The 25,218-nt window shown below is 63.7% G+C and carries 18 protein-coding genes and 1 tRNA gene; 6 read left to right on the top strand and 13 right to left on the bottom strand.

Features of this window, described 5'->3' with window-relative positions; genetic code table 11:
* Nucleotides 1–2: 2 nt before the first annotated feature.
* From OO12_RS00585 to hspQ, 4 genes are all read right to left on the bottom strand, one after another.
* Entirely contained in the window at nt 3–545 is a 543-nt protein-coding gene (locus OO12_RS00585) for a GNAT family N-acetyltransferase (RefSeq protein ID WP_200887353.1), read from the bottom strand.
* A 167-nt stretch (nt 546–712) separates the two neighbouring features.
* A complete protein-coding gene (gene rpmA, locus OO12_RS00580) occupies nt 713–982 on the bottom strand; it encodes a 50S ribosomal protein L27 (RefSeq protein ID WP_034156671.1) in 270 nt (89 codons plus the stop codon).
* A gap of 13 nt (nt 983–995) precedes the next feature.
* Nucleotides 996–1,373: a 50S ribosomal protein L21 gene (rplU, locus tag OO12_RS00575; RefSeq protein WP_034156670.1), complete on the bottom strand. Its 378-nt coding sequence runs from the start codon at nt 1,371–1,373 to the stop codon at nt 996–998.
* Nucleotides 1,374–1,605: 232 nt separating this feature from the next.
* Nucleotides 1,606–1,965: a heat shock protein HspQ gene (hspQ, locus tag OO12_RS00570; RefSeq protein ID WP_235364624.1), complete on the bottom strand. Its 360-nt coding sequence runs from the start codon at nt 1,963–1,965 to the stop codon at nt 1,606–1,608.
* Nucleotides 1,966–2,156: 191 nt separating this feature from the next.
* Between hspQ and OO12_RS00565 the strand changes: the two genes are divergently transcribed.
* From OO12_RS00565 to OO12_RS00550, 4 genes are all read left to right on the top strand, one after another.
* A tRNA-Ser gene (locus OO12_RS00565) sits at nt 2,157–2,246 on the top strand.
* A gap of 40 nt (nt 2,247–2,286) precedes the next feature.
* On the top strand, nt 2,287–2,619 hold the full coding sequence (locus OO12_RS00560; RefSeq protein WP_034156668.1) for a DUF6481 family protein: 333 nt from the start codon (nt 2,287–2,289) through the stop codon (nt 2,617–2,619).
* 423 nt (nt 2,620–3,042) lie between these two features.
* A complete protein-coding gene (locus OO12_RS00555; RefSeq protein ID WP_235364623.1) occupies nt 3,043–5,238 on the top strand; it encodes a TonB-dependent hemoglobin/transferrin/lactoferrin family receptor in 2,196 nt (731 codons plus the stop codon).
* Nucleotides 5,239–5,255: 17 nt separating this feature from the next.
* Nucleotides 5,256–6,242 (top strand): DUF6607 family protein, encoded by a 987-nt coding sequence (locus OO12_RS00550; RefSeq protein WP_034156832.1) that lies wholly within the window; start codon nt 5,256–5,258, stop codon nt 6,240–6,242.
* A gap of 219 nt (nt 6,243–6,461) precedes the next feature.
* Here OO12_RS00550 and OO12_RS00545 read toward each other — a convergent pair whose 3' ends face one another.
* The 8 genes from OO12_RS00545 to OO12_RS00510 form a co-directional block, all read right to left on the bottom strand.
* Nucleotides 6,462–7,925 (bottom strand): tetratricopeptide repeat protein, encoded by a 1,464-nt coding sequence (locus tag OO12_RS00545; protein ID WP_152616187.1) that lies wholly within the window; start codon nt 7,923–7,925, stop codon nt 6,462–6,464.
* A 454-nt stretch (nt 7,926–8,379) separates the two neighbouring features.
* A complete protein-coding gene (locus OO12_RS00540; protein WP_235364622.1) occupies nt 8,380–8,823 on the bottom strand; it encodes a DUF2147 domain-containing protein in 444 nt (147 codons plus the stop codon).
* Between the two features lie 16 nt (nt 8,824–8,839).
* The gene (locus OO12_RS00535) at nt 8,840–9,691 is read right to left on the bottom strand and encodes a metal-dependent hydrolase (protein WP_034156667.1); all 852 of its coding nucleotides are present in this window, start codon (nt 9,689–9,691) and stop codon (nt 8,840–8,842) included.
* Nucleotides 9,692–10,201: 510 nt separating this feature from the next.
* Entirely contained in the window at nt 10,202–12,622 is a 2,421-nt protein-coding gene (locus OO12_RS00530; protein WP_082006247.1) for a TonB-dependent receptor, read from the bottom strand.
* A 170-nt stretch (nt 12,623–12,792) separates the two neighbouring features.
* Nucleotides 12,793–14,349, bottom strand: coding sequence for an alkaline phosphatase D family protein (locus tag OO12_RS00525; protein WP_034156828.1), 1,557 nt, complete (start codon nt 14,347–14,349; stop codon nt 12,793–12,795).
* A gap of 155 nt (nt 14,350–14,504) precedes the next feature.
* Nucleotides 14,505–16,553, bottom strand: coding sequence for an NAD(+) synthase (locus tag OO12_RS00520; RefSeq protein ID WP_034156666.1), 2,049 nt, complete (start codon nt 16,551–16,553; stop codon nt 14,505–14,507).
* A gap of 99 nt (nt 16,554–16,652) precedes the next feature.
* Nucleotides 16,653–17,798 (bottom strand): serine hydrolase domain-containing protein, encoded by a 1,146-nt coding sequence (locus tag OO12_RS00515; RefSeq protein WP_034156665.1) that lies wholly within the window; start codon nt 17,796–17,798, stop codon nt 16,653–16,655.
* Between the two features lie 90 nt (nt 17,799–17,888).
* On the bottom strand, nt 17,889–20,909 hold the full coding sequence (locus OO12_RS00510) for a TonB-dependent receptor plug domain-containing protein (protein WP_034156664.1): 3,021 nt from the start codon (nt 20,907–20,909) through the stop codon (nt 17,889–17,891).
* Between the two features lie 254 nt (nt 20,910–21,163).
* Between OO12_RS00510 and OO12_RS00505 the strand changes: the two genes are divergently transcribed.
* On the top strand, nt 21,164–22,666 hold the full coding sequence (locus OO12_RS00505; RefSeq protein ID WP_235364621.1) for a permease: 1,503 nt from the start codon (nt 21,164–21,166) through the stop codon (nt 22,664–22,666).
* A complete protein-coding gene (locus OO12_RS00500; protein ID WP_034156662.1) occupies nt 22,663–23,685 on the top strand; it encodes a serine hydrolase domain-containing protein in 1,023 nt (340 codons plus the stop codon). The genes OO12_RS00505 and OO12_RS00500 overlap by 4 nt, the downstream gene beginning before the upstream one ends.
* Before the next feature lie 47 nt (nt 23,686–23,732).
* On the opposite strand, the gene dacB is transcribed toward OO12_RS00500, so the two are convergent.
* Nucleotides 23,733–25,193, bottom strand: a complete 1,461-nt coding sequence (gene dacB, locus OO12_RS00495) for a D-alanyl-D-alanine carboxypeptidase/D-alanyl-D-alanine endopeptidase (RefSeq protein WP_034156661.1) — start codon at nt 25,191–25,193, stop codon at nt 23,733–23,735.
* Nucleotides 25,194–25,218 lie beyond the last annotated feature (25 nt).

The raw sequence follows: 25,218 nt of genomic DNA, 5'->3' as shown, positions 1-25,218 counted from the left end.
GATCAGGCCGCCAGACACATATCGGCGGTTCGATCGTCGTCGCCGAGATCGCGCTCCATCTTGACGCTCGCCACCTCACGCCCGCGCGCGAGGCAATAGAGCGGCTCCCGGCCGACCTCGCGAAAGCCGAGTTTGCGCAGCACCTGGCCGGAGGCCGGATTGTCGACGAAATGGCCGGAGGTCACGCGCTTCAACCGCAGCGCATGCTGCGCCATGTGCAGCACCGCGCGCCCGGCCTCGGTGGCATAGCCCCGGCCCCAGGCGTCGGGCGTCAGCCAGTAGCCGAGGTTGGGCAATCCGTCCTGATCGCTCAGGGCGATGCCGCCGACGATGCGATAGCCATGCTCATGGCTGACGATGACGAAATTCGTGTCCGTCGCGGTGCGCGGTCGCGCCAGCCAGTCGGCGGCGTGGTCCTGGCGATAGGGCCAGGGCACGCGGGCCAGCTTCATCGCCACGCTTTCATGGGCAATGGCCTGGGCCAGTTCGGGGGCTTCTTCCGGCCAGCCGGGCCGCAGCGTCAATCTCTTGGTCCGAGCGAACATCGATACTCTCCTCGTCGCGCCGCCGCTGCCACGTCTGCATGACGTGTCAGCGACAATGGTTGGGGAGGGAGCATGAAAAAAGGGAGGCGGGGCGACCCGTCTCCCTTTTTACGGTTTCCTGTTGAAAACCCGGGTCGCCCTGCTGGGCAACCCGATCGGTTGCCCGTTTATTCGGCCGCGGCCGCCATAATTTCTACCGAGCAGAATTTACGTCCAAGCTTGCCTTCTTTGAAGGTCACTCGGCCGCCGGTCAGCGCGAACAGGGTATGGTCCTTGCCCATGCCGACATTGGTGCCCGGGTAAAACTTGGTGCCGCGCTGACGCACGAGAATATTGCCCGGGACGACTGCTTCGCCACCGAACTTCTTCACGCCAAGGCGACGGCCGGCCGAATCACGACCGTTGCGCGATGAACCGCCTGCTTTCTTATGTGCCATCTCGAATTACTCCTTACGCCTGAGCTGCCGGCGCTTCCGCACCAGCTGCTTCCGGGGCCGCATCGGCCTTCTTTGCTTTCGCCTTCTTCTCGGCCGCGCCGATCGCGGTGATCTTCAGGATCGTGTGCTGCTGGCGATGGCCGTTCTTGCGGCGATAATTGTGGCGACGCTTCTTCTTGAAGACGATGACCTTGTCGGCCTTCGCCTGCGCGATGATCTCGGCGGAGACGGTCAGCCCCTCGACCGACTTCAGCTCGCTGCCTTCGCCGGCGAGCAGAATGTCGCTGAACGAAATCGACGAACCTGCTTCACCGTCGAGTTTCTCGACGACGATCTTGTCTCCGGCGGCGACGCGATATTGCTTGCCGCCCGTGCGCACGACTGCGAACATGGCCTACATCACTTTCAAAACGATAATGACCCACGTCGAGCAAGCCCGACGCGGGAAAGAGTGGCCAGCTAGGCGAGGAGGGCGCCGCTGTCAACCGCGAAGCAGCCATTTTCGAGCCGTGACGGCAGTGATATCGAGAATCCAGCCAGCACTGCGCGCCGTGGCGAGCATGTTGCTCGTGGGAAGACTCTCAGACGCTTCACCAAGTCGTCCGCCAGCATAAAGTCGCGACTCAGTGGCGGTGTTCGCGCCGCAAGGTGTAGCGTCCATCGGCATAATCGGTGAACAGCCCGGCGATCGCCGGATGGTCGATCGGCTCGTCGCTTTCGTCGGGAATCAGGTTCTGCTGACTGACATAGGCGACATAGCTCGACTCCATATTCTCGGCGAGCAAGTGATAGAAGGGCTGGTCCTTGCGCGGACGGATGTCCTCGGGGATCGCTTCATACCATTCCTCGCTATTGGCGAAGATCGGGTCGACATCGAAGATCACGCCGCGGAAATCGAACACACGGTGGCGCACGACATCGCCGATCGTGAATCGAGCGTGTGCGACTGGCGGCATGACGACATTACTGTCGGCCGGCGTCATTGGGATGTGTGAGCGGGGCATGGTCTTAATCTAGTCACTGTTTTGCGCCGCACAAGCAGATACCGGCCGGATACGGGATCGAATGCGGCTGGAGGCGCTTGTGCCCGCCGAATGATTGCGTTAGAGGCGCGCGCTCATTCGGCCAGCATCCTCCGTTTTCACGGGCGGGGATGTCGATGAAATACCCTCCCGGAGAGGTGCCAGAGTGGTCGATTGGGACGGTCTCGAAAACCGTTGTGCCCTCACGGGTACCGTGGGTTCGAATCCCACCCTCTCCGCCAATTTTCATGATATAGACGTGCCCGAAAGGCCCGATACCGCATGGCATACAAGGAACCGAGCTTTCAGGACCGGGCGGCGCTTTCCGCGCAAGCCAAGCAGAAGGCCCTGGAGAAACTGAAAGCCAAGCCGCCGATCGATCCGGCGATTGTCGAGGCGCGCGCCGCTGCGCGCGCGGCGAAGGAAGTGGCCGACGCCAAGCGCCGCGCCGACAAGCTTGCTGCCGCCGAACAGGCGAAGCTCGACAAGATCGCCCGCGCCGAAGCCGCGCTCGCTGAAGCTGCCGCCGCCGTCGAGCGCGCGCAACTGACCGAAGCCGAGAAAAAGGCCGCGCGCGATGCGCGTTACGCCGCGCGCAAGAAGGGCAAGCGCTGACCGCCTGACCTGCTTGTCAGTTGCCTGCCGATCCCACCTGTTATTCGAATAACAGGTGAAAACAGGTCGATAACAGGTGCATTCGCTCCCTGTTCCCGGCGGGAAACAGGACTACCGACCTCAACGATATTCATCATGAGAATAGAGTGTGCCGTGAGTCGTTCGGGCACGGCATTTCGCGGACTGGCATGAGCCGGTCCGCCTTTGAATCGCGCCTCCCCGGGGGAGCCGCCTTGCGATCAGCATGAACTCGATCAACCGGCCCTGCGCAGCGGGTTGACGCGCCACGATCACTGCTCCTAGGTGCTAACGAGAATGACTCGCACTAGCATTGAAGATCGGGGATATGACATGACGCATCACATGTTGGCAGGGACAAGGGGGCGGAACGCATATCGGGCCGCATCGACCGCCGCCATCGCGATGGTCTTGCTTGTCGGGACGACGCCCGCCCGGGCCGCCGAAGCCGCTGACACGGCTGCCGACGATGCCGTGGCGGCAGATAGCGCAGGTGACCCCATCACCGTTACCGCGACGCGGCTGCCGCAACCGGTGTCGGACGTGCCGGCAACCGTCACCGTCATCGACGACGAGCAAATCGCCGATCAGCTTGCCTCGGACATCAAGGATCTGGTTCGGTTCGAACCTGGTGTCAGCGTGCGCCGCGCGCCGACCCGCTTCGGCGCTGCACAGGGCGTCACCGGGCGCGACGGCAATACCGGCTTCAACATCCGCGGGCTCGATGGCAATCGGGTGCTGATCCAGGTTGACGGGGTGCGAGTCCCCGACGGCTTCGAATTCGGCGCGCAATCCGCCGGGCGCGGCGATTATGTCGATCTCGGCGTGATCAAGTCGGTCGAGATCCTGCGCGGCCCGGCTTCGGCGTTGTACGGCAGCGACGGTCTGGCCGGCGCGGTCAGCTTCGTGACCAGCGACCCGGCTGATTTCCTGCATGGCCGGTCGTTCGGCGGCATGGCCCGGGCGGCGTATGACAGCGCCGATAACCAGTTCAGCGAAACCGGCATCATCGCCGGACGCGCCGGCGACTGGTCGGCGATGGTCGCCTATACCCGCCGCGACGGGCATGAGTATGAGAACAAGGGCACCAACGACAGCCCCAATGCCGGTCGCACCACGCCAAATCCGCAGGACACGCGTTCCAACGCGATCCTCGGCAAGCTCGTCTGGCAGCCTTCCGACGCGCATCGGTTCCGCCTGACGGTCGACCATCTCGATGACCATGTTTCCACCAATGTGCTGAGCGGTATTACGCTGCCGCCGATTCCGCCCAGCTTGCCGAGCGCCAGCAGCGTCATCGGGCTCACCGCGCGCGACCGCACGCGCCGCGACCGGGTCAGTCTCGACTGGCACTATACCGGCACCGGCACGATCGAGGCGGCGCAGCTGACCGGCTGGTATCAGGATGGCGAGAACCGCCAGTTCACCGCTGAGGATCGTCGGGTCTCGGCCGATCGTACCCGCCTCAATACCTTCGCCAATCGCGTCTACGGCGTCAGCGGCGATGTACGCGCGCATTTCACCACCGGCGCGATCGAGCACCGCGTCGTCACCGGAGGCGATCTCAGCTTTACCCGCCAGAAGGGCGTGCGCGACGGCACCGTGCCGTCGCCGCCGGATGTCTTCCCGACCCGTGCCTTCCCGGTCACCGACTATACGCTCGGCGGCGCCTTCCTGGCCGACCAGATCTCCATCGCGGATGGCGCGCTGACGCTCTATCCGGCGATCCGCTACGATTATTACAAGCTCACCCCGAAGCGCGACGGCATCACGCCGGGGTCGGCGGTCGCCGGGCAGGACGGGTCGAAATTCTCGCCCAAGCTCGGCGCGGTGGTGAAGCTTGGTGAGGTGCGGCTGTTCGCCAATTATGCGCGCGGCTTCAAGGCGCCGTCACCGACTCAGGTCAATCAGTTCTTCGACAATCCCGCGGTCGGCTACACGTCGCGGCCCAATCCGAACCTGCGGCCCGAAACAAGCGAAACCTGGGAAGGGGGCGTGCGCATCGGCACAGGAGCTGTCACCGCCTCGGCCACCGGGTTCACCGGCCGTTACCGCGATTTCATCAGCCAGGAAGTGGTTGGCGGTGGCCTCAATCCTTCGCCCGCCAATCCGACCATCTTCCAGTTCATCAATCTTGCTCGGGTCAATATCAAGGGTTTGGAAGGGCAGTTGAGTGCGCGCAGCGCGAGCGGCCTCAGCGCGCGGTTTGCGGTCAGCTATGCCAAGGGTGAGTCGATCGGCGCGGGCAATATCCGCGCGCCGCTAATATCGGTCGATCCGCTCAAGCTGGTGCTCGGGGTCGGTTATGATGATCCCGACAAGCGCTTCGGCGGTCAACTGATCGGTACCCATGCGGCGCGCAAGGAAGCGGATTCGGCAGCGCCCACCGCGTTCCGGCCGGCCGCCTTCGAGATCCTCGATGCGACCGCCTATGTCCGTATCGCCGACGCCTTCACGCTGCGCGCGGGCGTGTTCAACATCTTCGACAAGAAATACGCCTGGTGGAGCGACGTGCGCGGGCTTTCCGCCGCGTCTTCGGTCACTGACGCCTATTCCCAGCCCGGTCGCAATGCGAGTATCTCGCTCACCGCAAGATTTTGATAATGAGGATCAAGAGCATGATTCGTTTCGGGACCGTCCGCCTGCTCGGCGCGCTTGTGGTGCTGCCGCTTGCCGCGCCCGCCTTTGCCGGCAATCCCCCCGCCTCAATTGCGGCGGCGACGGTGGACCAGTCGGCGCTTGCCGCCGACCGCGCCGCGATCCTCGCCATGGCGGGCGATTACAAGGTGACGTTCGATTTCCGCGAAACGACCCCATGGCGGGCCGATTATACGCCGATCCAGTCAAAGCTGTCGGGCGGTCATGAAAGCGTTCGGGTGGTCGAGGACAGTCCGACACGGATTGTCCTGCAGCACCTCCTGGTGGTCGGGACGACCGGCAGCGATCCGATGGTGATCAAGCATTGGCGGCAGGACTGGACCTATGAACCGGCCACGGTGCTGACCTATGCGGGTCAGGGAAAATGGGTGCTGACGGACGTGCCGGCCGACAAGCGCCGGGGCAGCTGGTCGCAGACCGTGTGGCAGACCGACGATTCCCCGCGCTATGGCGGCTGGGGCAAATGGACTGATGAAGGCGGCGTGCGGCGTTGGCAAAGCGACGGGTCATGGCGTCCGCTTGCGCGTCGCGACGCGGTGCGCAAGCCGCCCTATGACCGCTATTTCAGCATCAACCGCCATTCGCCGTCGCCCAACGGCTGGATCCACTGGCAGGACAATATCAAGATGGGTCCGGTCGGTGGAAAACTCGTGCCCTTCGTCCAGGAATCGGTCCTGAACACCTATGTGAAGGACAGTGATTACGACGTCGAATTCGCCGACGCCTATTGGACCGCGACCAAAGACTATTGGGCCGCGGTACGCGCCGCCTGGGATGTGGCGATCACCGCCGACAAGGGCGTGGTCGTGGCCGAAGTCGCCGACACCGGCTCCGCCTCGGGCGAGCGGCTGATGGGCTATGCCGACGATATCAAGGCCGGCAAGCTGAAGACCGCCGATGCGATCGCGAAGGCCAGGGCGGTGATTGCTGAGGTTACCAGGCGGTAGGGTTCGGTGATTTAAGGCAGCTTCCTGTCGTCATCTCCGCTTTCTCGGGGTCGCCGATGGTATAACTCGCTGGAGGTCGCCGTTTGAATCTCTTGGGTGACGAAGAAAATAGCAGCTTTGCGCCCATTGCCGGTCACTCGATCGACTGCCACCCAACCTCGGACGCTGTCATTCGTTAAGACGAATCAGCATATCCATTCTTCGCGATGAGACGGCCAATTATTCCGACTTGTCAGGGCTTGCCGCGGTAAGTTTGGCCAGCAAAGCAAGCGCTTCCGTGCGCTGGTCTCCACCGTGCGGACTATGCGCGATGGGCGTCAGCAGCAGTCTGACCTGGTCTGGCTTCTGGTCGGCAAAAAGTTGTCTTGCGAGCATCAGCCGCAGGTCGGCATCTTCGGGCGCGAGCAAATGCGCTCTCATCAATCCCGTCGCGGCATTCGGTGTCGGCGTTTCGCCGGCGGCGGTGAAACTACGATAGAACAAGATCAGAGGGACGGGATGATCGGGATCGATCCTGTTCGCGCTCAAGGCGAAACGTCGCGCCTCTTTGGCGAAGCGCACTTTATCGTCCTTCCCGGTACTCGCCGATGCACGTCTCAGCGCTACTTCGGCCTTGATCATCAGGGCATCTATTGACGTTCCATCCGAAACGAGAACGCGATCGGCTGCGACGCCTGCCTCGTCCATGTTTCCGCTTGCCAGTTCGGCCTCTCCGAGGGTGCCCAGAACCTGCACATCCTCTGGCCATTGCGCCGCGATTCGTCGAGCATCGGAGGCGATGTCACGGTCGTGTTTCTTCCCGGTCGCCAGGCGCGCCCGGATAAGCGTCGGGATCATCGCCGCTTCACCAGGGGTGGGATCACGCACATCGATCGGACCGATCGAGAGCTCTTCGGGCGATATCCGCGCGTTCTTCATCGGCTTGGTTCGGTACGCCATCATCTCGCGTTGGAGCTGCTTCAGATTTCCGAATGCCTTCACCGCCGCCTCGCGCGGCGGCTGGCCGCGATTGATCGCGTCGAGATAGGTGGCGAGCTGGCCCTTGCGGGCATCGTTGAACGTCAGATAGTGCGTCAGGAGCCAGCCGAAGCCATATAGTTCCATCACCCCCACACCCTGGGAATTGTCTGGATCGGCCAACATGCGCGGCAAGTCGGGATCCTTGATGACTGCGATCTCATAAGCGCGGTGATTGGCCGGGGCGCCGATCTCCATGCCGCCGTCGGCCTGGAACCTGGCCGTGGAATAGAATTCGGCGAAGCCTTCGACGAACCATGTCGGGTAGGCCCCAGGGAAGCGGCGCAGCATGAAGTGGTGCGTATATTCGTGGAGCAGAACGACCTGCGGGGTAAGGTCAGACCAATGCTCCGCTTTCTCGCGAGAGCTGACTGCTATCGAGGCGCCAGCCCTGCTGCGATAGAAGCCGGCGATGCCGCTGCCTGGCTCACCTGCCAGCTTCGCCGCCGTTTCATTGTTCTGGACGATGAAAATAGTCAGTCTGTTGGCTTTGCCTACGGGCGTGTCCGGCAGTCGTCTCAAGACCCGCATGGCCTTGTCAAAGCGCTCGAGTTGCGCCGCGTAGTTTCGCAAGGCCTCCGGCGTATACTGCGCGTAGATGACGAAGTTGGCGCTCGACGCCACACGCCAGGGCTCTGCGGCAGATGCTGGGGCGGGGCTCAGCATCAGAACCCATAGCCAGCCGCAAATTAGTCGCAGGAAGTTTCCCAATCTTGCCATGGCTGGCGATAGGTCGAATTGCCACCGAGGTGCAACCCGACTCACAGGAGCACCGGTTCTGCCTCGGGCGAGCGGCTGATGGGCTATGCCGACGATATCAAGGCCGGCAAGCTGAAGACCGCCGATGCGATCGCGAATGCCAGGACGGTGATTGGAGGTTAGCAGGCGCTAGGGTGAGCTGGTTACCTCCTCGTCATCCCCGCGAAAGCGGGGATCCCGCTTCTTCTTCTTCTTCTTCTTCTTCTTCTATGTGCGGGGAAGGGCAGCGGGATCCCCGCTTTCGCGGGGATGACGAGGGGCTCGATCAGATACTATCCTGCCCCAGCCAGCACTCACGACAAACACCACCGCCCCCGGGTTCGCCGGGGCCAGTGACGTCGTCCCTCTCACTGCGCAACTGTCAGCGCGGCGCGCGGGTCCAGGTCTGGGTCCGGCACAGGAACACCGCGATGCAGCCCTTCACCTTCAGCGTGGTGGGGTTCTCCAGCGTCAGCGAACCGGACGTCGCGCCGTCGCCGGTATTGGGATCATAAAGCGGCCCGCCCTTCCACTCGGTCGGGCCACCGGTGAAGCCGCTCAGGATGCGCAGACCCAGCACCTTTCGGCCGCGCAACGTCGTGTCCGAATTGCGGATGTCGCGCTGGTCGGGATTGGCGCGGAGCGGATCGCCGTCGAGCACGCGGCCGCACAATGCCTTGCCGCAGCGATGGATCTCGACCACGCCGTTGCGCTGCTGGGTACGCCATTTGCCGAGCAGGGCACTGTCCGGCGCGGCGGTTGCCGCACCGGAGCCTAAGAACAGAAGCAAAGTTGCGGCAATACCGGCCGAAAAATAGGTCTTCACGCGGTTCTCCCTTAGATTATGCGGCACCAAGCCCGAGGCGTTGTTGAGACTGGGCGAGCAAGGCGCGTTCGTCATGCTGCCAGGGATGAAAGCCGGGCTTGAAATAGCTGCGCCAGGCGGGGCCGATACGGCGCAGGATGCCGTTCTTGCCGAAGAGATATTTGATCGTGCGGCCCCAGACGCGCACGCCACGCAAATCGTCCTGATGGTAAAGGTCGCGCATATTGGCCGCTATCGTCCCATACAGGATGAGCGTGGCCAATATCATGGCCCGGGTGCGCAGGAAATAGCGCCGTAACCCGGACCAGTCCGCGGTCACGGCTAAGTACGTGTCATACGTGACCGCCTTGTGCTCGATTTCCTCGATCGCGTGCCAGCTCCACAACCGGTTGATGTCGGCCGGCGCGGCATCCATGTCGCGGCTGTCATTGGCGAGCAGTTCATGCGCCAGCATCGCGGTGAAATGTTCGAGCGCGCAGGTCGCGGCAAGCTGATGGTGTTTGCCGCGATTGCGGGCGATGTCGAGCACTCTCTTGGTGCGGGCTTCGAGCCGCTCGATCTCATAGCCGCTGTCGGCGGCGAGCTTGTTGAACGCGGCATGTTCGCGGCTGTGCACCGCTTCCTGCGCGACGAAGCCCTTGATCTGCATCTGGAGATGCGGGCTGACGTCGCGGCGGAAGGCGCGCACCGCATCCATGAAGAATTTCTCGCCGGCCGGGAAAGTGCAGGACAGCGCGTTGAAGAAGGCGGTGGGGACAGGATCATTGCCATGCCACCAATGCGGGTGACCCGACTGCTCCCGGTTGAAGCGCAGGTCGCGCAGCGGGATCGGCAGGTCGGGCGGGGTGAGGGTGGCCTGTTGGGTCATGACTCGTCTCCATGCCGTATTGACATTGATGTCCGTATATCGATTTGAACATCAATGTCAATATTGTGACCCGGGCATGGAGCGCCGACCCCGCTCTGCCTGGTGAAAGGCGAGTTGGCTCGCGTGGACGAGCTTGCAGGATTTGACGATTTCGGTTTTGATCGGCTTGCTGCCTATTCCACATCAAGTAATTGATATTGAATAGTATTTTTCTCTCGCCGAGGCTCTGGCGGGGTGAGATATGTTACATTACCGGTGTAACATATCTCCCGTCGCCACGCTTGCGGCTCAGCCGTTCACGGGTGGTCGCCGGCGGCGATTCAATGCGTCCATGCGATCTGGCATGTCGTCCTTGCCGGAATAATGTCGGCCCGCTCTTTCTTCGTGTCGAGAACAGCATGGCGACAGGTCGACGCGGAACGGCCTTGTCGGCCGCCATCCCTGCGCTGGAAATACAAGGAGCGGCCGCGGATGGAATCCGGGACCGCTCCAGTTCTGATCAACGGAAGCTTACAAAGTGACGCGGACGGTCGCGCCGAAGGTGCGCGGGTTGCCGGGATAGCCCTGAATGATGCCGGTCGATTTCGTGTAGCCGAGCAGGTTGATATAATAGCTCTTGTTGAACGCATTCTCGACCCAGAGTTGCAGGTCGAGCTTGCGGTCGAGCAACTGCACACCGGCGCGGAAGCTGGTCAGCGCATAGCCCTGGATCTCGGCCGACGGATCGAGCGTGATGGTGGTGTTCTGCTTCGAGCGCCAGTTCACGTCGACCAGCGCATAGCCCGTCACATCGGGTGTGATGGCATGGGTATAATCGGCGGTCAGATCGGTGGTCCATTTCGGCGCCCAGGCGACCTGACGCCCGGTCAGGTCGCAGGTGGGCTTGGTGAACTCGGGCTGGCCCGGACAGACCGAATTGTGGAAGGAGGAATAGGTCGCTTCGTTATAGGCGGCGAACCCCTTCAGGTGCAGGCCCTCGATCGGCCAGGCTTCACCTTCCAGTTCCACGCCCTTGGAGGTGAGCGACCCGACATTGGCGAGGAATTTGAGCGCGGTGTTGCCAACGCCCACCGCCTGGTTGGCCTGGTAATTCCGCACCTTGGTGTGGAACGCGGTCAGGTTGATCAGCAGGTGCCGGTCGAACCATTCGGTCTTGAAGCCGACCTCGAAATTGTCGGCCTTTTCGCCCTTGACGGTCTGTCTGGCGCCCTGTGCGATTGCCGAGGTGACGCCCTTGTCGGGGTTGCTGTCATTATAGGGCAACAGGTTGAAACCGGCCGATTTATTGCCGCGCGCATATTTGGCGTAGACGAACGCATCGTTGGTGACGCGGTAATTGACGCCGATTTCACCCGACAATGAACTGTCTTTCAGGCTGGTATCGACATGGCCCAGCTGAGCATTGGCGCCGCTTGGTGACAGTGAGTTGAGCTCTGCCTGAGTCAGCCCGCCCGGGTTGGATGCGACGACACCGTCATAGGTTTGTGATCGCCGCTCCCAGGTCTGGCGCAGGCCAACGTCGATGGCGAGGCGCCGCGCTTCATCGGGATGCCAGGTGACATTGCCGAACAATGCGTCGGTATCGGTATGGAACACTGCGACGCTGCTGAATCCCGCACCGGTCACCTTGGCGGCGGCGAGCGTGTTGCCCGACCAGATGCCGAATTGCGAGCCGAAGCGGACGCGCGAGTCCACCTGCAGCCGCTGGCGCGACAGGAAGCCGCCGAACGTGCCGACCACCGGACGGTCGCTTGGCGTCGACCAGCGCAGCTCCTGCGAGAACTGGCGTTCCTTGTTGCATGATCCGTAATCGGACAGCGCATCAAGCTGGGTATAGTCATTGTCGTTGTTGGTGAAGCACGACCAGCGCTCATAGGCGGTGATCGAGGTCAGGTCGCCCGCATCGCCAAGCCCGAGATTCACTTCGCCGCTGGTCGAAAACAGATCGGTCTTCGCATTGAGCGGGCTGTCGATGTTGATCTTGCGATCCTTGGCGTTGCTGGTCAGCAGCGTGTAGCCGGCCTTCGCCATGCGGGCCTGCAGCGCGGCCGGGTTGTAGATCGACAAGATCACCGGCGAGATGCTCGGGAAGCTCTGCCGACCATAAGTGGCGATCAGGCGGATCGACAGATTGTCGGTCGGGGTTGCGAGCAACTGGCCGCGCAGGCCCTGGCCCTGGCGGCCATTCTGCTTCTTGCCGTTATAGACATTGGGGTAATTGCCGTCCTTGTCGCTGTAGAAACCCGACAGGCGCACCGCCAGCTTGTCGTCGATCAGCGGCCCGGTCACGCTGCCCTTGAACTGATAGAATCCCTCATTGCCGACGGTCGCCTCGGCGGTCGCGCCGAAATCGAAGCTGGGTTTCAGCGTGTTGATCAGCACCGCGCCCGCGGTGGTGTTCTTGCCGAACAGCGTGCCTTGCGGCCCGCGCAACAGCTCGACCTGAGCGATGTCGTTGAAATCGCTCGAGACCATGCCCTGGCGGCCAGTATAGACGCCGTCGACGAAGATGCCGACCGAGCCGTCGATGCCGTCGGTATTGAAGCCGTTATTGCCGATCCCGCGAATGCCCAGATTGAGCTGTTTGGGGTTGGTCAGATAGACCGAGAAGGCCGGGAACTTGACCTGGAAATTGGTGAAGTTGACGAGGTTCTGCCGCGTCAGCTCGACCGGGCTGATCACCGTGATCGGGATCGGTACGGTCTGAGCATTTTCCGACCGTTTGCGCGCGACGACGGTGATGTCGCCCATCTGGTCCGCCGGCGCTGCCGCTTCATCCGCGGCCGGGTCGGCGACGATCGCGGTGTCGGCTTCCTTCGCCGCGGGCGTTGCGGCCCAGGCCGTGCCGCTGGCCAGGCTCAACAGGCTTGCGGTGAGCAGGAAGGTGCCGGTCTTGGCCTTGCCGGACCGGCTGGTGAAAGGAAAAGTCATCGATGCGCCCCCGAGGTGAATTGATCAGACGCAGGCGAGCGAACGCCATCCGCGAAAGCGGGTTGGCATCAATTCTCCGGATATTTTGTGTGTATCGTCCCTGAGTCGAGGCCGACCTAGGAAGCTTCCATGTAGCAATTATGACAGTGTGAAGTGTTTCTGAAACATTTCTAGAGCTGCAGGCCGGGGCGTCCCGATTCCACCGAAAAGCGCACCAGGTCGCGGATATCGGCGTCCTCGCGCCGGGCGTCGCTCACGCCGCGAAAGGTTGTGACACACAGGCCGGGGGTCAGATCGACCCGCGCATAGCCGCGTACTTCATTCTCGGCGAACGTCAGGCCATTGGCCGCTGCCTGCGCCTTGAAGCTGGGGTCGTTGAACAGCGAGGAGATCGATCCGCCGACGAATTCCGATCCGATCGCGGGCCCGTCGGGCTTGGCAGGGTCCTGGATATCGGCGGCGGCAAAGGCATGGATGTCGCCGCCCAGCGCCAGCGGGTTGGCGGTGCCCGCCTCCACCCAGCGGCGGAAGATCCGGTCGCGCGCCGCCGGATAGCCCGACCAGCTGTCGGCGGAAAATTGCGGGCCGCGTTCGGGGTGGACGGGATCGATGCGACCCTGTTGCCGCATCAGCGTCTGCTGCGCGAGCAGGTTCCACTGCGCCTTGCTCTTGCCAAGCCGGTCCATCAGCCATTGTTCCTGCACCGTGCCGAGCATGGTGCGGTCGTTCGAATAAAGATCGGGGCAGGGGCCGACCAGATTCTGATAGCGTTTGTGTGCGGCGATCAGTCCGTCGGGCTGGCATGCGCGCGGCCCGCGATACTGGCGGTCGTCGATGATCTGGAACTGTGCCAGCCGACCCCAGTCGAGCGTGCGGTACAGCCGCATCGACGATCCCGACGGCCGCGCGGCGGCGCGCAACGGCTGATGCTCGAAATAGGCCTGATAGGCGGCGGCGCGGCGGCGCAGAAAGGCGATCGGATCGCTATTTTCCTGGTCGAGCGCGTCGGCATAATCATTGGCGACCTCATGATCGTCCCAGGTCAGCGCCCAGGGCGCGGCCTGGTGCGCGGCCTGTAGCAGCGGATCGAGCTTGTAGGTGGCGTAGCGCGCGCGATAGCCGGGCAGGTCGACCGGCTCGGGATTGAGGTGCCGCCGCACGCCGAGATTGTTGGGCGCGCCTTCATAGATATAATCGCCGAGGAACAGGATCAGGTCGGGGTCCTCCGCCACCATGTGGCGATAGGCGGCATAATAACCGGCCTCATATTTCTGGCACGATGAAAAGCACAGCCGCAGCCGGTCGACCGGCGCGCCAACGGCGGGCGCGGTGCGAGTTCGCCCGACCGGGCTGGTCTCGCCATTGGCGATGAAGCGGTACCAATAGCGGCGCGCGGGGCGAAGGCCGCTGACGTCGACATGAACCGAATGACCGAATTCAGGCAGTGCGCGGGCCTCTCCGCTGCGCACGACATGGCCAAAGCGCTCATCCTCGGCCACTTCCCAGCGCACTGCGACGGCGATCGGCGGCAAGCCGCCATCATCGGCGAGCGGGGCGGGGGCGAGGCGAGTCCACAGCACCACGCCGTCGGCAAGCGGATCCCCCGACGCGACACCGAGCGTGAACAGGCCATGTGGCAGCGCGACCGCGCCACGCGCGCCGATCGACAGCAATGCGGCGCTGCCTGCTGCGCCGGCGATGAGCGAGCGGCGGCTGATATGGGTCATCTCAGTCTTTCGATACGCGATTCGACCATCCATCGGCTGATGATGTTGCGCGCCGATGACAGCGATCGCCGCCGCGTCGGTTATACCAGCTCGCGTCGATCCAACTCCTTTCCAATTCGCTTCCCCTGCGAAGTAAATAAGAGGTATCGAGCCATTTACGGCACGTTCTTCGCCAGCTCCGCCAGCCATGGCGCGGCGGTCCCATCCGATGGCGCGCGCCAGTCGCCGCGCGGCGACAAGGCGCCACCGGCCGAGACCTTTGGACCATTGGGGATCGCCGAGCGCTTGAACTGGCTGGTGACGAAGAAGCGGAACAGGAATTTCTCCAGCCAGCTCTTGATCGTCGCCAGGTCATATTGGTGCCGCCCGTCGCGCGGGAAATCGATCGGCCAGCGCCCGGCCGCCGCATCGCGCCAGGCATGCCAGGCAAGGAACGCGATCTTGGACGGCGCCATGCCGTAGCGCACGACATAATGGACGAAAAAGTCGTTGAGCTCGTACGGCCCGATCCGCGCCTCGGTGCTTTGCATCGCGCCATTGCCATCGGCGGGGACGAGTTCGGGGGAGATTTCCTGGCCCAGGATCGCCTCGAGGATCGCATCGGTCTCGCGGTCGAACTGGTCGGTCTTCACGCACCAGCGGATCAGGAACTGGATCAGCGTCTTGGGCACGCCGGCATTGACCGCATAATGGCTCATCTGGTCGCCGACGCCATAAGTGCACCAGCCCAGCGCGAGTTCCGACAGGTCGCCGGTGCCGACCACCAGCCCGCCGCGCTGATTGGCGAGGCGGAAGAGATAATCGGTGCGCAGGCCCGCCTGCACATTTTCGAACGTCACGTCATAGATCGGCTCGCCGTTCGCGAACGGATGATCGATGTCATGCAGCATTTGCTGCGCGGCGGGGCGAATGTCGATCTCGTCGCCGGCAATGCCGAGCGCGCGCATCAGTTTCCAGGCATTGCCCTTGCTCGTATCGCCGGTCGCGAAGCCCGGCATGGTGAAGCCGAGGATATGGTCGCGCGGGCGGCCGAGCCGGTCCATCGCCTTGGCCGCGACGATCAGCGCATGAGTCGAATCCAGCCCGCCCGACACACCGATAACGAGTGTATCGGCCCTGGCCGCCTCGATCCGTTTGAGCAGCCCTTCGACCTGGATGTTGAACGCCTCGAAACAATCGGCGTCGAGTTTTCCCGGCGTATTGGGCACAAAGGGGAAGCGCCGCACCGCGCGCTCCAGCCCGATATCGGCAAAGCTCGGCTTGTGCTCGAACCCGATCCGGCGGAAGCGCGTTTCGGGATGGCCGGCCAGCGCCGCGCTGTCGTTGAACGTGCCGACGCGCATCCGCTCCTGCCGCAGCCGACCGCAATCGACATCGGCATAAATGGTGTCGGCACCGCGTTCGAAGCGCGTGGATTCGATCAGCAACTCGCCAAGCTCATGGATCGTGCCCTGGCCGTCCCACGCCATGTCGGTGGTGCTTTCGCCCGGCCCGGCGGCGGAGAAGATATAGGCACAGGCCGCCCGCGCCGATTGTGCCGCGCACAGCATCGCCCGCTCGCGCGCCTTGCCGACGACGATGTTAGACGCTGAGAGGTTGCAGCAGATCAGCGCCCCGGCCAGCGCGCCGGCGGTCGAGGGCGGGGTGGGGGCCCAGAAATCCTCGCAGATTTCGGCATGGAAAATGAAATGCGGCAAGTCGCTCGCCGCAAAGATCAGGTCGGTGCCGAACGGCACGGTCTGACCCGCCACGTCGATGTCGCCCGACATGCCGGCGCCGCTCGCGAACCAGCGTTTCTCATAATATTCGCGATAGTTGGGCAGGAAGGTCTTGGGCACGACCCCCAGGATACGGCCGCGCGCAATCACCACCGCGCAATTGTACAGCCGTCCGTTACGCGGCAGCGCCGCGCCGATCAGCAACACCGGATGCAGCTTCGCTGACGCCGCGACCACCGCTGCCAGCGCGTCTTCGGTCGCGGTATGCAGCGCATCCTGCAGGTGCAGATCGTCGATCGCATAGGAGCTGATATTGAGTTCGGGAAAAACCAGCAGGTCTGCGCCGCGCTTGTGCCCATCCCTGGCCAGCGCGATCGTCGCGGCGGCATTGGCGGCCGGATCGCCGACCGTCGCATGCGGGGTACAGGCGCCGGCGCGGATCAGGCCGTGGCTGTGGATCGAATGAAAGGGGTGGGTCTTCGCCATGGCAAGCGTTTAGCGGCCTTTCCGCGTCAATGCCACGGCTCCGAAGGGATGGATCTAGCGCTCGCGACGTCCGGCGCGCCATTGAGTCGACGCCGGCATTCACCGACCCGGCCGGGCCAGCGTCTCCTCGGTCGCCGTGAAGGCCGATCGCTGTCCCGGCATCGCCGGCACGTCGGTCGCGAAATAGGCAACCCCGGTACCGCGCTTTCGATCGATCCACAGGCCCGAATAAAGACCATAGGCATCGCCGGCATGGCCCCATTGGCGCCGCTCGTCGCCGAACGGATCGTCACGGCAATCCTTGATGCCAGTGGCCAGGAACGCGACGTCGAGCCCATAGCTGCAATGGAAGCCCTTCAGCGTGTCGCCATTGGTGCCGTCGAACGTCCATAGCGGTTTTTCGAGCTGCGTGATCGAGCCTCGGCCGAGCAGCCGGACGCCGTCCACCATGCCGCCGTTGAGCAGCAGCCGGCCGATCTTCGCCAGCCCGCGCGCGGAGATGCGCAGTCCGCCCTGCGGCGAAAATATTCCGCCATTCACCCCGGCGCGCCAGCGGGAGAGATCGCAGCTCCCATCGCTGGCGGGCTGGACCGGGCAGGGCGGCTTTGCTCCGCGATTGTCGTCCTTCGCCGGCTCACCCGCGCGATACTGGACCACCGCGCGCGCCGCGATGGCGTCGCTGCAACTGGCCCAGTTATAACAGGCGTCGACCTTCAGCGGCGCGAGCACGAGCCGGTCCATCAGCCGGTCGAACCGCTCGCCCGTCGCGCGTTCCATCACCGCCGCGATGATCGGCGAATTGAGGTTGGTGTAGCGGAAGAAGCTGCCCGGCGCATGATCGGCGTCCCACGCCTTCGGATCGGCAACGACGGTGCGAAGATCGGCGTCGAGCGGCAGGACATAATCGACGCCGTCGGTCAGGCTCGACCGGTGCGACATGAGCAGCCGGAGTGTGATCTTGCGGTCGGGAAAGGCGGGATTGCGCAATGGCCAGCCGAGCAGCGTCGAGACATCGGCATCGAGGTCGAGCTTATGTTGTTCGACCAGCCGCATCACGCCGATCGCCATGACCAACTTGGAGATCGAGGCGACCCGCACCGGATCGTCGGCGGTCACCGGGCGCTGCGTGGCGAGATCGGCGATGCCCGACACGCTGACCGCTGTTTCCCCCTTGCGGTCGAACGCCACGCGAACCGTCGCAACGGGCTGCGCGCCGGCGGCAAGCAGGAGAATCGAAAGCATCATGCGATGTGCCTATTGTTCCTCTCTTGCCGATCGAAGCACTTTGTCGGGCAATGCCGGCTCCATCCCGTGGGGATGGAGCCGGCGTACCGATCAGCGCAGCTGGAAGCGGACGCCGACGCGGAAGGTACGTCCGAGCAGGTCCGAATAGGTGCTGTTCGCCGCAAGACCGGTTTCAGGCACCAGCAAAGGCGCGCGATCGAACACGTTCGTCACGTTCAGGAAGATCTGCGCATCCGAGGAACTGCTGGCCTTGATCTTCTGCGTCAGGTTGAAGTCGACATAGAACAGCCCCGAGACATGGTTGTCGTCATAGGTGTTGAACTGGGTCGTGGTTGGGATGGGGCAATTGGTCTGGCATTCGATGCCGCCGGCGTCATATCTGCCCGCGCTCACCCCGCGTCCCACCACGGTGACCGACGTGCTCGGCGTGTCGTAGGTCGCACTGGCGCGGAAGATCCATGTCGGTGTGCTTGCCTGGCCGCCGTTCACGCCGACGGTATTGAGAGGTACGGTGCCGGCAATGCCCTGGTTGATGATGTTATCGATATAGCGTGTCGCGGTGCCGCGCAGTGTGAAGCTGCCGTCGGCTTTCGCGAAGAGCTTGTTCAGCGGCAGGCGATACGAGGCTTCGAAATCGATGCCGCGCACCAGCTGACTCGTGAAATTGAACGGCTGGCTGCGGAAGAGAAGGCGCTTCGAGTTGTTCGGATCCTGCGTCATGGCGGCGCAATATTCTGTCCGGCCATCGGCGCAGCGATTGATGATCTCCAGCGCGCTGAGCGTGCCGATCGCGTCCTTCATGTCGATGCGGAAATAGTCGACCGACGCGTTGAAGCCGGGCAGGAATCGCGGCGAGAAAACAGCGCCGATATTCCATGAATCCGCCTTTTCCGCGCGCAGATTCTTGTTGCCCGTGATGGTGGCCGAGTAGCCGATGGTTGCATCATAAAGGACGCCGCCCGGTCCCGTTCCGGGAGCGAATGGATTGCGCACCGAGTCGCTGTTCGATGAGCCTGCCTGATATAGTTCATTGAGGTTCGGCGCGCGGATATCGCGCGAGCGCGTCACGCGGAACCGGATATCTTCAATCGGCTGCCAGGTCGCGCCAGCCTTCCAGGTCGTGACATAGCCCGAGGTCGAATAATCGGTCGCACGCACTGCGCCGTTGAATTCCAGACCCAGGCCCAGCGGCACCACGGTTTCGAGATAGGCTTCCTTCACATTATACTTGCCGTTGGTCGGCAGATAATTGCCCACTGACCATGTGTTGTCGGTTCTGAGGCCACCCCCGGGAAGGGCGGTGATGGCTGGCTGGAATTGAGCGGGGACGAAGCCGCGGATGCTCTCCTCGCGATATTCGCCGCCAACCGCGATGCTGACGTCGCCGGCCCAGGTCGCGAATGGCGTCAGTGACAAATTGGCGCCCGCAACTTTCTGTTTGGCAACCTCGTCGCGATAGGGATTGCCCAGCGCATAGCCGAACGCGGCCGGGTTCGCGACGCCGATGCCGAGGCGATTGAGCGGCACGCAAGCCTTGTCGTCGTTGGTCGTTATCGCATCGACGTTGATACGGCACTGGATCGAGCCGGGGGCATAGCCGCCCGGATTGCCGGCCGGAGCGAACACCGAGTCGACGGCGTTCAGCATCTTCTGTGTATTTTGAATGTTGGTCAGCTGCTCGCGCATGTCGGTGCGGCCATATTGGGCATAGACGTCCCAATGCGCCGCCTTGCCGAATGCCTGGAACTGGCCCTCGGCGCCGATCACGTAACGCTGGACCTTCCGCCTGTTGTCCACCCCGCGATAGGGCAGGTCGGCGGAGGTCGTGGCAAGTGTCACCGTATTGATGCCGGTCAGACGTGCCGCGCCGAGCGTGTTGATCAGGAAGGCGTTGTCCTTCTGCAGCGTGATGCCGGTTTGCAGGTTCGGGCCGGCATTGAACACGATATGTTGCCGATTGTACGAACCCTCCGCGAACAATTCGACATTGTCGGAAAGCTCGTAGCTGAGCCGCCCGAAAACACCGTAACGGTCATCCTGCGGATCCAGGCCGATGCGACGACCGGAATCATTGACCCGCCAGTCGCCGCCTTGCGTTAGCGACGGGGCAGAGGTTCCCGTTGGTGACGGATAGGTCAGCGCACCCCATTGATACTGGTTTACCGATCCATCCTGGCCGAAATAGAGGCCGCGCAGGCTGTTCGCAGTGCCGCCGGTCGATCCGGTGATAAGGCCGCCCGGCGTCGAGTTCGCCGCGCCGACCTGACGCCGGATCAGGAATTTCGGCGTCGTGCTCGCTGGGATGTTGAGCGCGGGATTGCCCGCCGTCCAATTGGGGTCCTGGATGCGCACATAGCCCGTTGCGTTCCAGTCGCGATCGACCTGGAAGATGCCGTCGCGATGCGCGACTTCGCCGCTCAGCAGGATATGGCCGCGCCCGCCGGCGAACGAATGACCGGCGGTCGCTTCGAACGAATAGTTGCGGCCATCGCCATGCGTGGTGATGCCGCTGTCGGCCGAGAGTTTCAGCCCCTGATATTTCTTGTCGAGGATGAAGTTGACGACGCCGGCGACGGCGTCCGATCCATAGGCTGCCGAGGCGCCGCCGGTGACGATCTCGACGCTTTTGATCAACCCCTGCGGGATCGTGTTGATGTCGACCACACCAGTGATCGTCGAGGCTACCGAACGGCGGCCGTCTATCAGCACCAGCGTTCGCGTCCCGGTGGCGGAGCCGTCCAGGTTGCGCAGGTTGAGCGCGTTGATGCCGGCCTGGCCGCTGCTCAGGTTGAGGCGCGAATTGGCCGGCCGCGTCGATCCGGCAAGCGCCGGCAACTGGTTGACGAAATCGGCGATGTTGTTCGACGGCGACTGGTTCTGGATTTCTTCCTGAGTCAGCACGGTGAGCGGTGTCGGCGCCTGGAAGCCGTCGCGGATGATGCGCGTGCCGGTGACGACGATCTCGCCCTTTTCCTGATCGGCGGCAGGCTCGGCCGATGCGTCCTGCGCTGCCTCGGTTTGCGCAATTGCTGCACCCGGTAGCGCACAGGTCAGGGCGGCGAAAGCGGTGCCCGAGACCAGGACCGATTTGAGTGACTTTGAACCAATCATGTTATGAACCCCCGTGAACCACGCATTGCCCGTGCGTCCGATTGCATTAAGTAACAAGAATGTTGCGCTGCTCCATAGTTTCTGTGGGGAGAGCCATAGCTTCGCGGCATGTCACCCTTGAAACATGGCCAATAGCGTTGCCCCTGTGCCACACTACGCCATTGACTGATCCCGATGGGCGGTCGAGCGTGTGGCGACCCTTGCCGATGGAGCCGTGATGCCGCTTGTTCTGACCGTCGTTCCGGTTGCTCGCCTTGACTGACGTCGCGCCGACCGGGGGGGCTGCACCGGCCATTCGGCCGGGCTTTGGCCGCATGGCGCTGTACGTGCTGCTCGGCTTCTCCGCCGGTCTGCCCTTCTACATGTTCTCGACCGTGCTGCAGCTGCGCCTGACGGCCCATGGCATCGAGCTTGTCGTGATCGGCTTCTTCGGCTGGGTGCAATTGCTGCCGACCTTCAAATTCCTGTGGGCGCCGCTGCTCGATCGGTTCGACGTGCCGGGTTTCGGGCGCTTCTGGGGCAAGCGGCGCGGCTGGATCATGCTGTCGCAACTCGGTATTTTCACCTCGATGGCGGCGATGGCCTTTACCGCTGCGGACAAGAGTCTCGCGGTGACGGCGCTGTTCGCCGTGCTGCTTGCCTTCTGGACGACGACGCTTGAGGTTGCGGCTGACGCGTGGCGCATCGAACTCGCGCCGACCCAGGATGAGCAGGGACCGATCGTCGCCGCCAATCTATGGGGATATCGTACCGCAATGGTCGCGGCGGGCAGCGGCGCGCTGCTCGTCGCTGACCGAACCGGCTGGACACAGGCCTATCTCCTGATCGCGACGGCCGCGTTCCTGCCTTTTCCATTGCTGGTGGCGATGCGTCCGGAGGTCAGGGGCGGCGGCGGTCGCTGGGTCGCGTTGGTTACCGGACTGGTCGCGAGCGCGGTGATTCTCGCGATCGCGGCTGCCGTGACGGCGGCGATCGGGTCGGTGGTGCTGCAACTCGCCGTTGCCGCCGGGATCAGTTCGAAGAGCAATGTGACTCCGGTCGTGCTGATCATCTGCATGGTGCCGTTCATCATCATGGCGCTGACGTTGCGGACGATCCGCAGCGCACCGCCCACGGTCTGGTTTCGCAAGTCTCCGGCGATCGGCCCGTATGTCGATATTTTCTGGCGCTTCGGCTATGGCGCGCTGGCGATCCTCGCCTTTGTCTCGCTGTACCGCATGGGCGATGTGCTTGCGCTCAATCTCTCCAAGCCGCTGGTCAAATCGATCGGCTATACGCTGACGCAGATCGGTACGGCGGATGGCCTTGTCGCTTTGCTGTCGAGCATGGCGGGCGTGGCGCTGGGCGGCTGGCTGACGACGCGCTGGTCGCAGTCATGGACGCTCGCGGTCGGTGCGGCGCTGGCGGCGTTCGGCAATTTTGGCTTTGTCTGGCTGGCGCATCAGGCGCCGAGCAACATGGTTCTCTATATCGCGACCGGGGCCGATCAATTCGGCAACGGCTTCGCCGGCGCAGTGTTCGTCGTCTATCTCTCGATGCTGGTGAATCCGCGCTATCCCGGCGCGCAATATGCCTTTTTGTCGGGCTTCGCGTTCCTGCTGGCGCGCCTCCTCGCCGGGGCGGTGGGGTCGATGCAGAAAGCCATTGGCTATGACGCCTTCTTTGTCATGTCGGGCGTGCTCAGCCTTGCCGCGATCCTGTTCCTGCCGATCATCGGCCGGATGAAGCCCCGCGCACCGGATCACGAAACGATATGATCGCCGACCTGGTCGAACGGGCTTTCGAGCCCGCCGCCGCAGCGGTCGCCGATGGGCGTATCCCGGGCGCGACATTGGGCATTGTCTCGGCGGATGGACGGCGTGCCGTGAAACTCATGGGTCATGCCGCGCTGGTGCCCGAGCCGGAGTTGCTGACCGAAGGTCACTGGTTCGACCTTGCGTCGGTCTCGAAGGTGATCGCCACCACGACGATGATCCTGACGCTGGCGGATCAAGGCCGGATCGATCTCGATCGCCCGCTGACCGACGCGATCCCCGACCTGCGTCAGTATGACGTGCTCAATGCGGCCGAGCGTCGGCTGACCTTCCGCGATTGCCTCGCGCATCGCAGCTTCCTGCCCGCGGTCGAACCGATCTACACGTATGGCGACGATCCCGCCCGGCTGCGCGCCTTCGTGCTGCAACGCGAATGGAAACAGGGACCCTCGGTCTATTCCGACATCAACTATATCCTGCTCGGCATCGCGATCGAGCGCATCACTGGCGCATCGCTCTCCGTATGGCCGCTCGCCCCCGGCCTGAGCTACGGCCCGCCGCCCGGCCCGGCGGTCGCGACCGAGGCGTGCAGTTGGCGCGGGCGGGTGCTCAAGGGCGAGGTACATGACGAGAATTGCGCCGCGCTTGGTGGCGATGCCGGCCATGCCGGCCTGTTCGGGACGGTCGCTGGCGTACTCGATTTCGCCCGGGGCCTGCTCGACGGCAGCGGCGCGTCGCCGGCGATGCTGGCGGCGATCCGCGAACCTGCGAACGGCGACCGCACCTGCGGCTGGGAACGCCGCTTCGCCGGCTGGCCCGGTGGCGATGCCTGCTCATCCCAAACAATCGGCCATACCGGTTTCACCGGCACCGGATTGTGGATCGATTTCGAGCGCGGCCTTGCCTGGACTCTGCTCACCAACCGTGTGCACCCGACGCGCCACCGCGACAGCGGCATCTTCGCGCTGCGGCCCGAAATCGGCGATGCGGTGGTGAATGCCTGGGATGCGGTGAAGGCTTAGGGCAGGATGGCCCTGGCTAACCCGCCGTCATTCCCGCGCAGGCCGCCTCAATTCTCCGCCGCGATCAGTTCCAGCGCAGCGTCCATTGTCTTCGTCGCGCTCACCCCCTCCGGCATGTCGTTGGCGTAGATCGAGAAGATCAGCGTCCGCCCGCTCTTGCCGGTCATATAGCCCGACAGCGCCGAACTTGCATTGAGCGTGCCGGTCTTGGCGAACAGCCTGCGCTCGAGCGCGGTACCGCTGAAGCGCTTGGCGAGCGTGCCGTCGACACCGGCGATCGGCAGGGTTTCGCGAAACGCCGCGCCCCAGGGCTGGCCCGCGATCCAGCGCAGCAAAATCGTCACGCCGCGCGGCGCCACGCGATTATAGCTCGACATGCCCGAGCCGTCGGAAAAGTCATAAGCCCTGCGCGGCACGCCGGCGCGTTCCAGCATTGCGCCCACCGCCGCCGCGCCATCGGCGATCGACCCGCTGCCGTCACGATAGCTGACCCGGCGCAGCATCAATTCGGCATGGAGGTTCTGGCTGACCTTGTTGATCAGCGTCAGGTCCTGCGCCAACGGCAGCGGAGTGAGCCGGGCGAGCGGCGCCGCGAAGGGCTGACGCGTTACCGGTGCCCCCAGCCGCTCCTTCGGGTCGTCGGCCGAGGTCAGCGGGCGATGCCGTGCGGTGACCGCACCGGTCACGCGCACGCCACGCGCCTCCAGCAGGCGGCGGAAGGTCCAGGCGGCATAATGTGCCGGGTCGTCGATCCCGAGCCGCAGCACTTCCGGCTTCGCACCGACCGCGATCACCCCGCTCAATCGAAGCGACATGCCATTGGGCGCACGGTCGAAATCGAGCTTCGTCTCGCCCGCTGCGACCGTCACCGCGCGGTTGTCGACTTGATAATAAGGCGGGAAGTCGAGCGCGGGCGCCGCACCGATCTTGCCCGGCGTCACGCTCAGCGGCAGCTCATTATCGTCGAGCGTCAGCGCCGACGCCGCGGTGCCCGAGCGCGACGGGATGTTGTTCCAGCTCATTCCCGGGCCCCAGCGCTGGTCGGGATAGATGCTGTCGTCGCCGATCACGTCATGCACCACGCGCGTCCTGGCGGCGACCGCATCGGCCAGCGTGGCGAGACAATCGGCGGTGCAATCCTTCGCACTCGACAGGCGCGCATCGCCATGACCTTCGAGGATCACATCGGGTGCGGTCTTGCCCGACAGGTCGAGCCGCACCGCCGTGCCGCTATCGGCATCGGGCTGGTCGAGGCCGCTCAGGGTCGCAAAGGCGGCCGCGGTGGTGAAGATCTTGGTGTTGGAGGCGGGAATGAAACGCTGATCCGGATTGATCGCGACGATTTCGCGCCCATCCTCGGCCGTGACGATCAGGCCGAACCGCGTGCCCGGCCCGACCTCGGCAAGCTTCGCCTCGACGCGCTGGCGGAGCGATTGCGCCTCCTGCGCGGCGATCGGGGAGGCGAGCGTCAGGGCGAGCAGCGCGGCGGACAGTTTCGATGGCGTCATGGCTGGAGCCTAGAGGGAATGACGC

Origin of the sequence: Sphingomonas sp. ERG5, from assembly GCF_000803065.1 — a bacterium.
Classification (GTDB): domain Bacteria; phylum Pseudomonadota; class Alphaproteobacteria; order Sphingomonadales; family Sphingomonadaceae; genus Sphingomonas.
This window is presented reverse-complemented; position numbering and strand designations above follow the sequence as displayed.

Bases quoted from the DNA above. Each gene is read 5' to 3' on its own strand.
- OO12_RS00530 (WP_082006247.1), bottom strand. From the start codon at position 12,622: ATGACTTTTCCTTTCACCAGCCGGTCCGGCAAGGCCAAGACCGGCACC.
- dacB (WP_034156661.1), bottom strand. From the start codon at position 25,193: ATGACGCCATCGAAACTGTCCGCCGCGCTGCTCGCCCTGACGCTCGCC.
- OO12_RS00560 (WP_034156668.1), top strand. From the start codon at position 2,287: ATGGCATACAAGGAACCGAGCTTTCAGGACCGGGCGGCGCTTTCCGCG.
- OO12_RS00510 (WP_034156664.1), bottom strand. From the start codon at position 20,909: ATGATTGGTTCAAAGTCACTCAAATCGGTCCTGGTCTCGGGCACCGCT.
- rpmA (WP_034156671.1), bottom strand. From the start codon at position 982: ATGGCACATAAGAAAGCAGGCGGTTCATCGCGCAACGGTCGTGATTCG.
- hspQ (WP_235364624.1), bottom strand. From the start codon at position 1,965: ATGACGCCGGCCGACAGTAATGTCGTCATGCCGCCAGTCGCACACGCT.
- OO12_RS00535 (WP_034156667.1), bottom strand. From the start codon at position 9,691: ATGACCCAACAGGCCACCCTCACCCCGCCCGACCTGCCGATCCCGCTG.
- rplU (WP_034156670.1), bottom strand. From the start codon at position 1,373: ATGTTCGCAGTCGTGCGCACGGGCGGCAAGCAATATCGCGTCGCCGCC.
- OO12_RS00550 (WP_034156832.1), top strand. From the start codon at position 5,256: ATGATTCGTTTCGGGACCGTCCGCCTGCTCGGCGCGCTTGTGGTGCTG.
- OO12_RS00515 (WP_034156665.1), bottom strand. From the start codon at position 17,798: ATGATGCTTTCGATTCTCCTGCTTGCCGCCGGCGCGCAGCCCGTTGCG.
- OO12_RS00545 (WP_152616187.1), bottom strand. From the start codon at position 7,925: ATGCTGAGCCCCGCCCCAGCATCTGCCGCAGAGCCCTGGCGTGTGGCG.
- OO12_RS00520 (WP_034156666.1), bottom strand. From the start codon at position 16,553: ATGGCGAAGACCCACCCCTTTCATTCGATCCACAGCCACGGCCTGATC.
- OO12_RS00555 (WP_235364623.1), top strand. From the start codon at position 3,043: ATGGTCTTGCTTGTCGGGACGACGCCCGCCCGGGCCGCCGAAGCCGCT.
- OO12_RS00585 (WP_200887353.1), bottom strand. From the start codon at position 545: ATGTTCGCTCGGACCAAGAGATTGACGCTGCGGCCCGGCTGGCCGGAA.
- OO12_RS00525 (WP_034156828.1), bottom strand. From the start codon at position 14,349: ATGACCCATATCAGCCGCCGCTCGCTCATCGCCGGCGCAGCAGGCAGC.
- OO12_RS00500 (WP_034156662.1), top strand. From the start codon at position 22,663: ATGATCGCCGACCTGGTCGAACGGGCTTTCGAGCCCGCCGCCGCAGCG.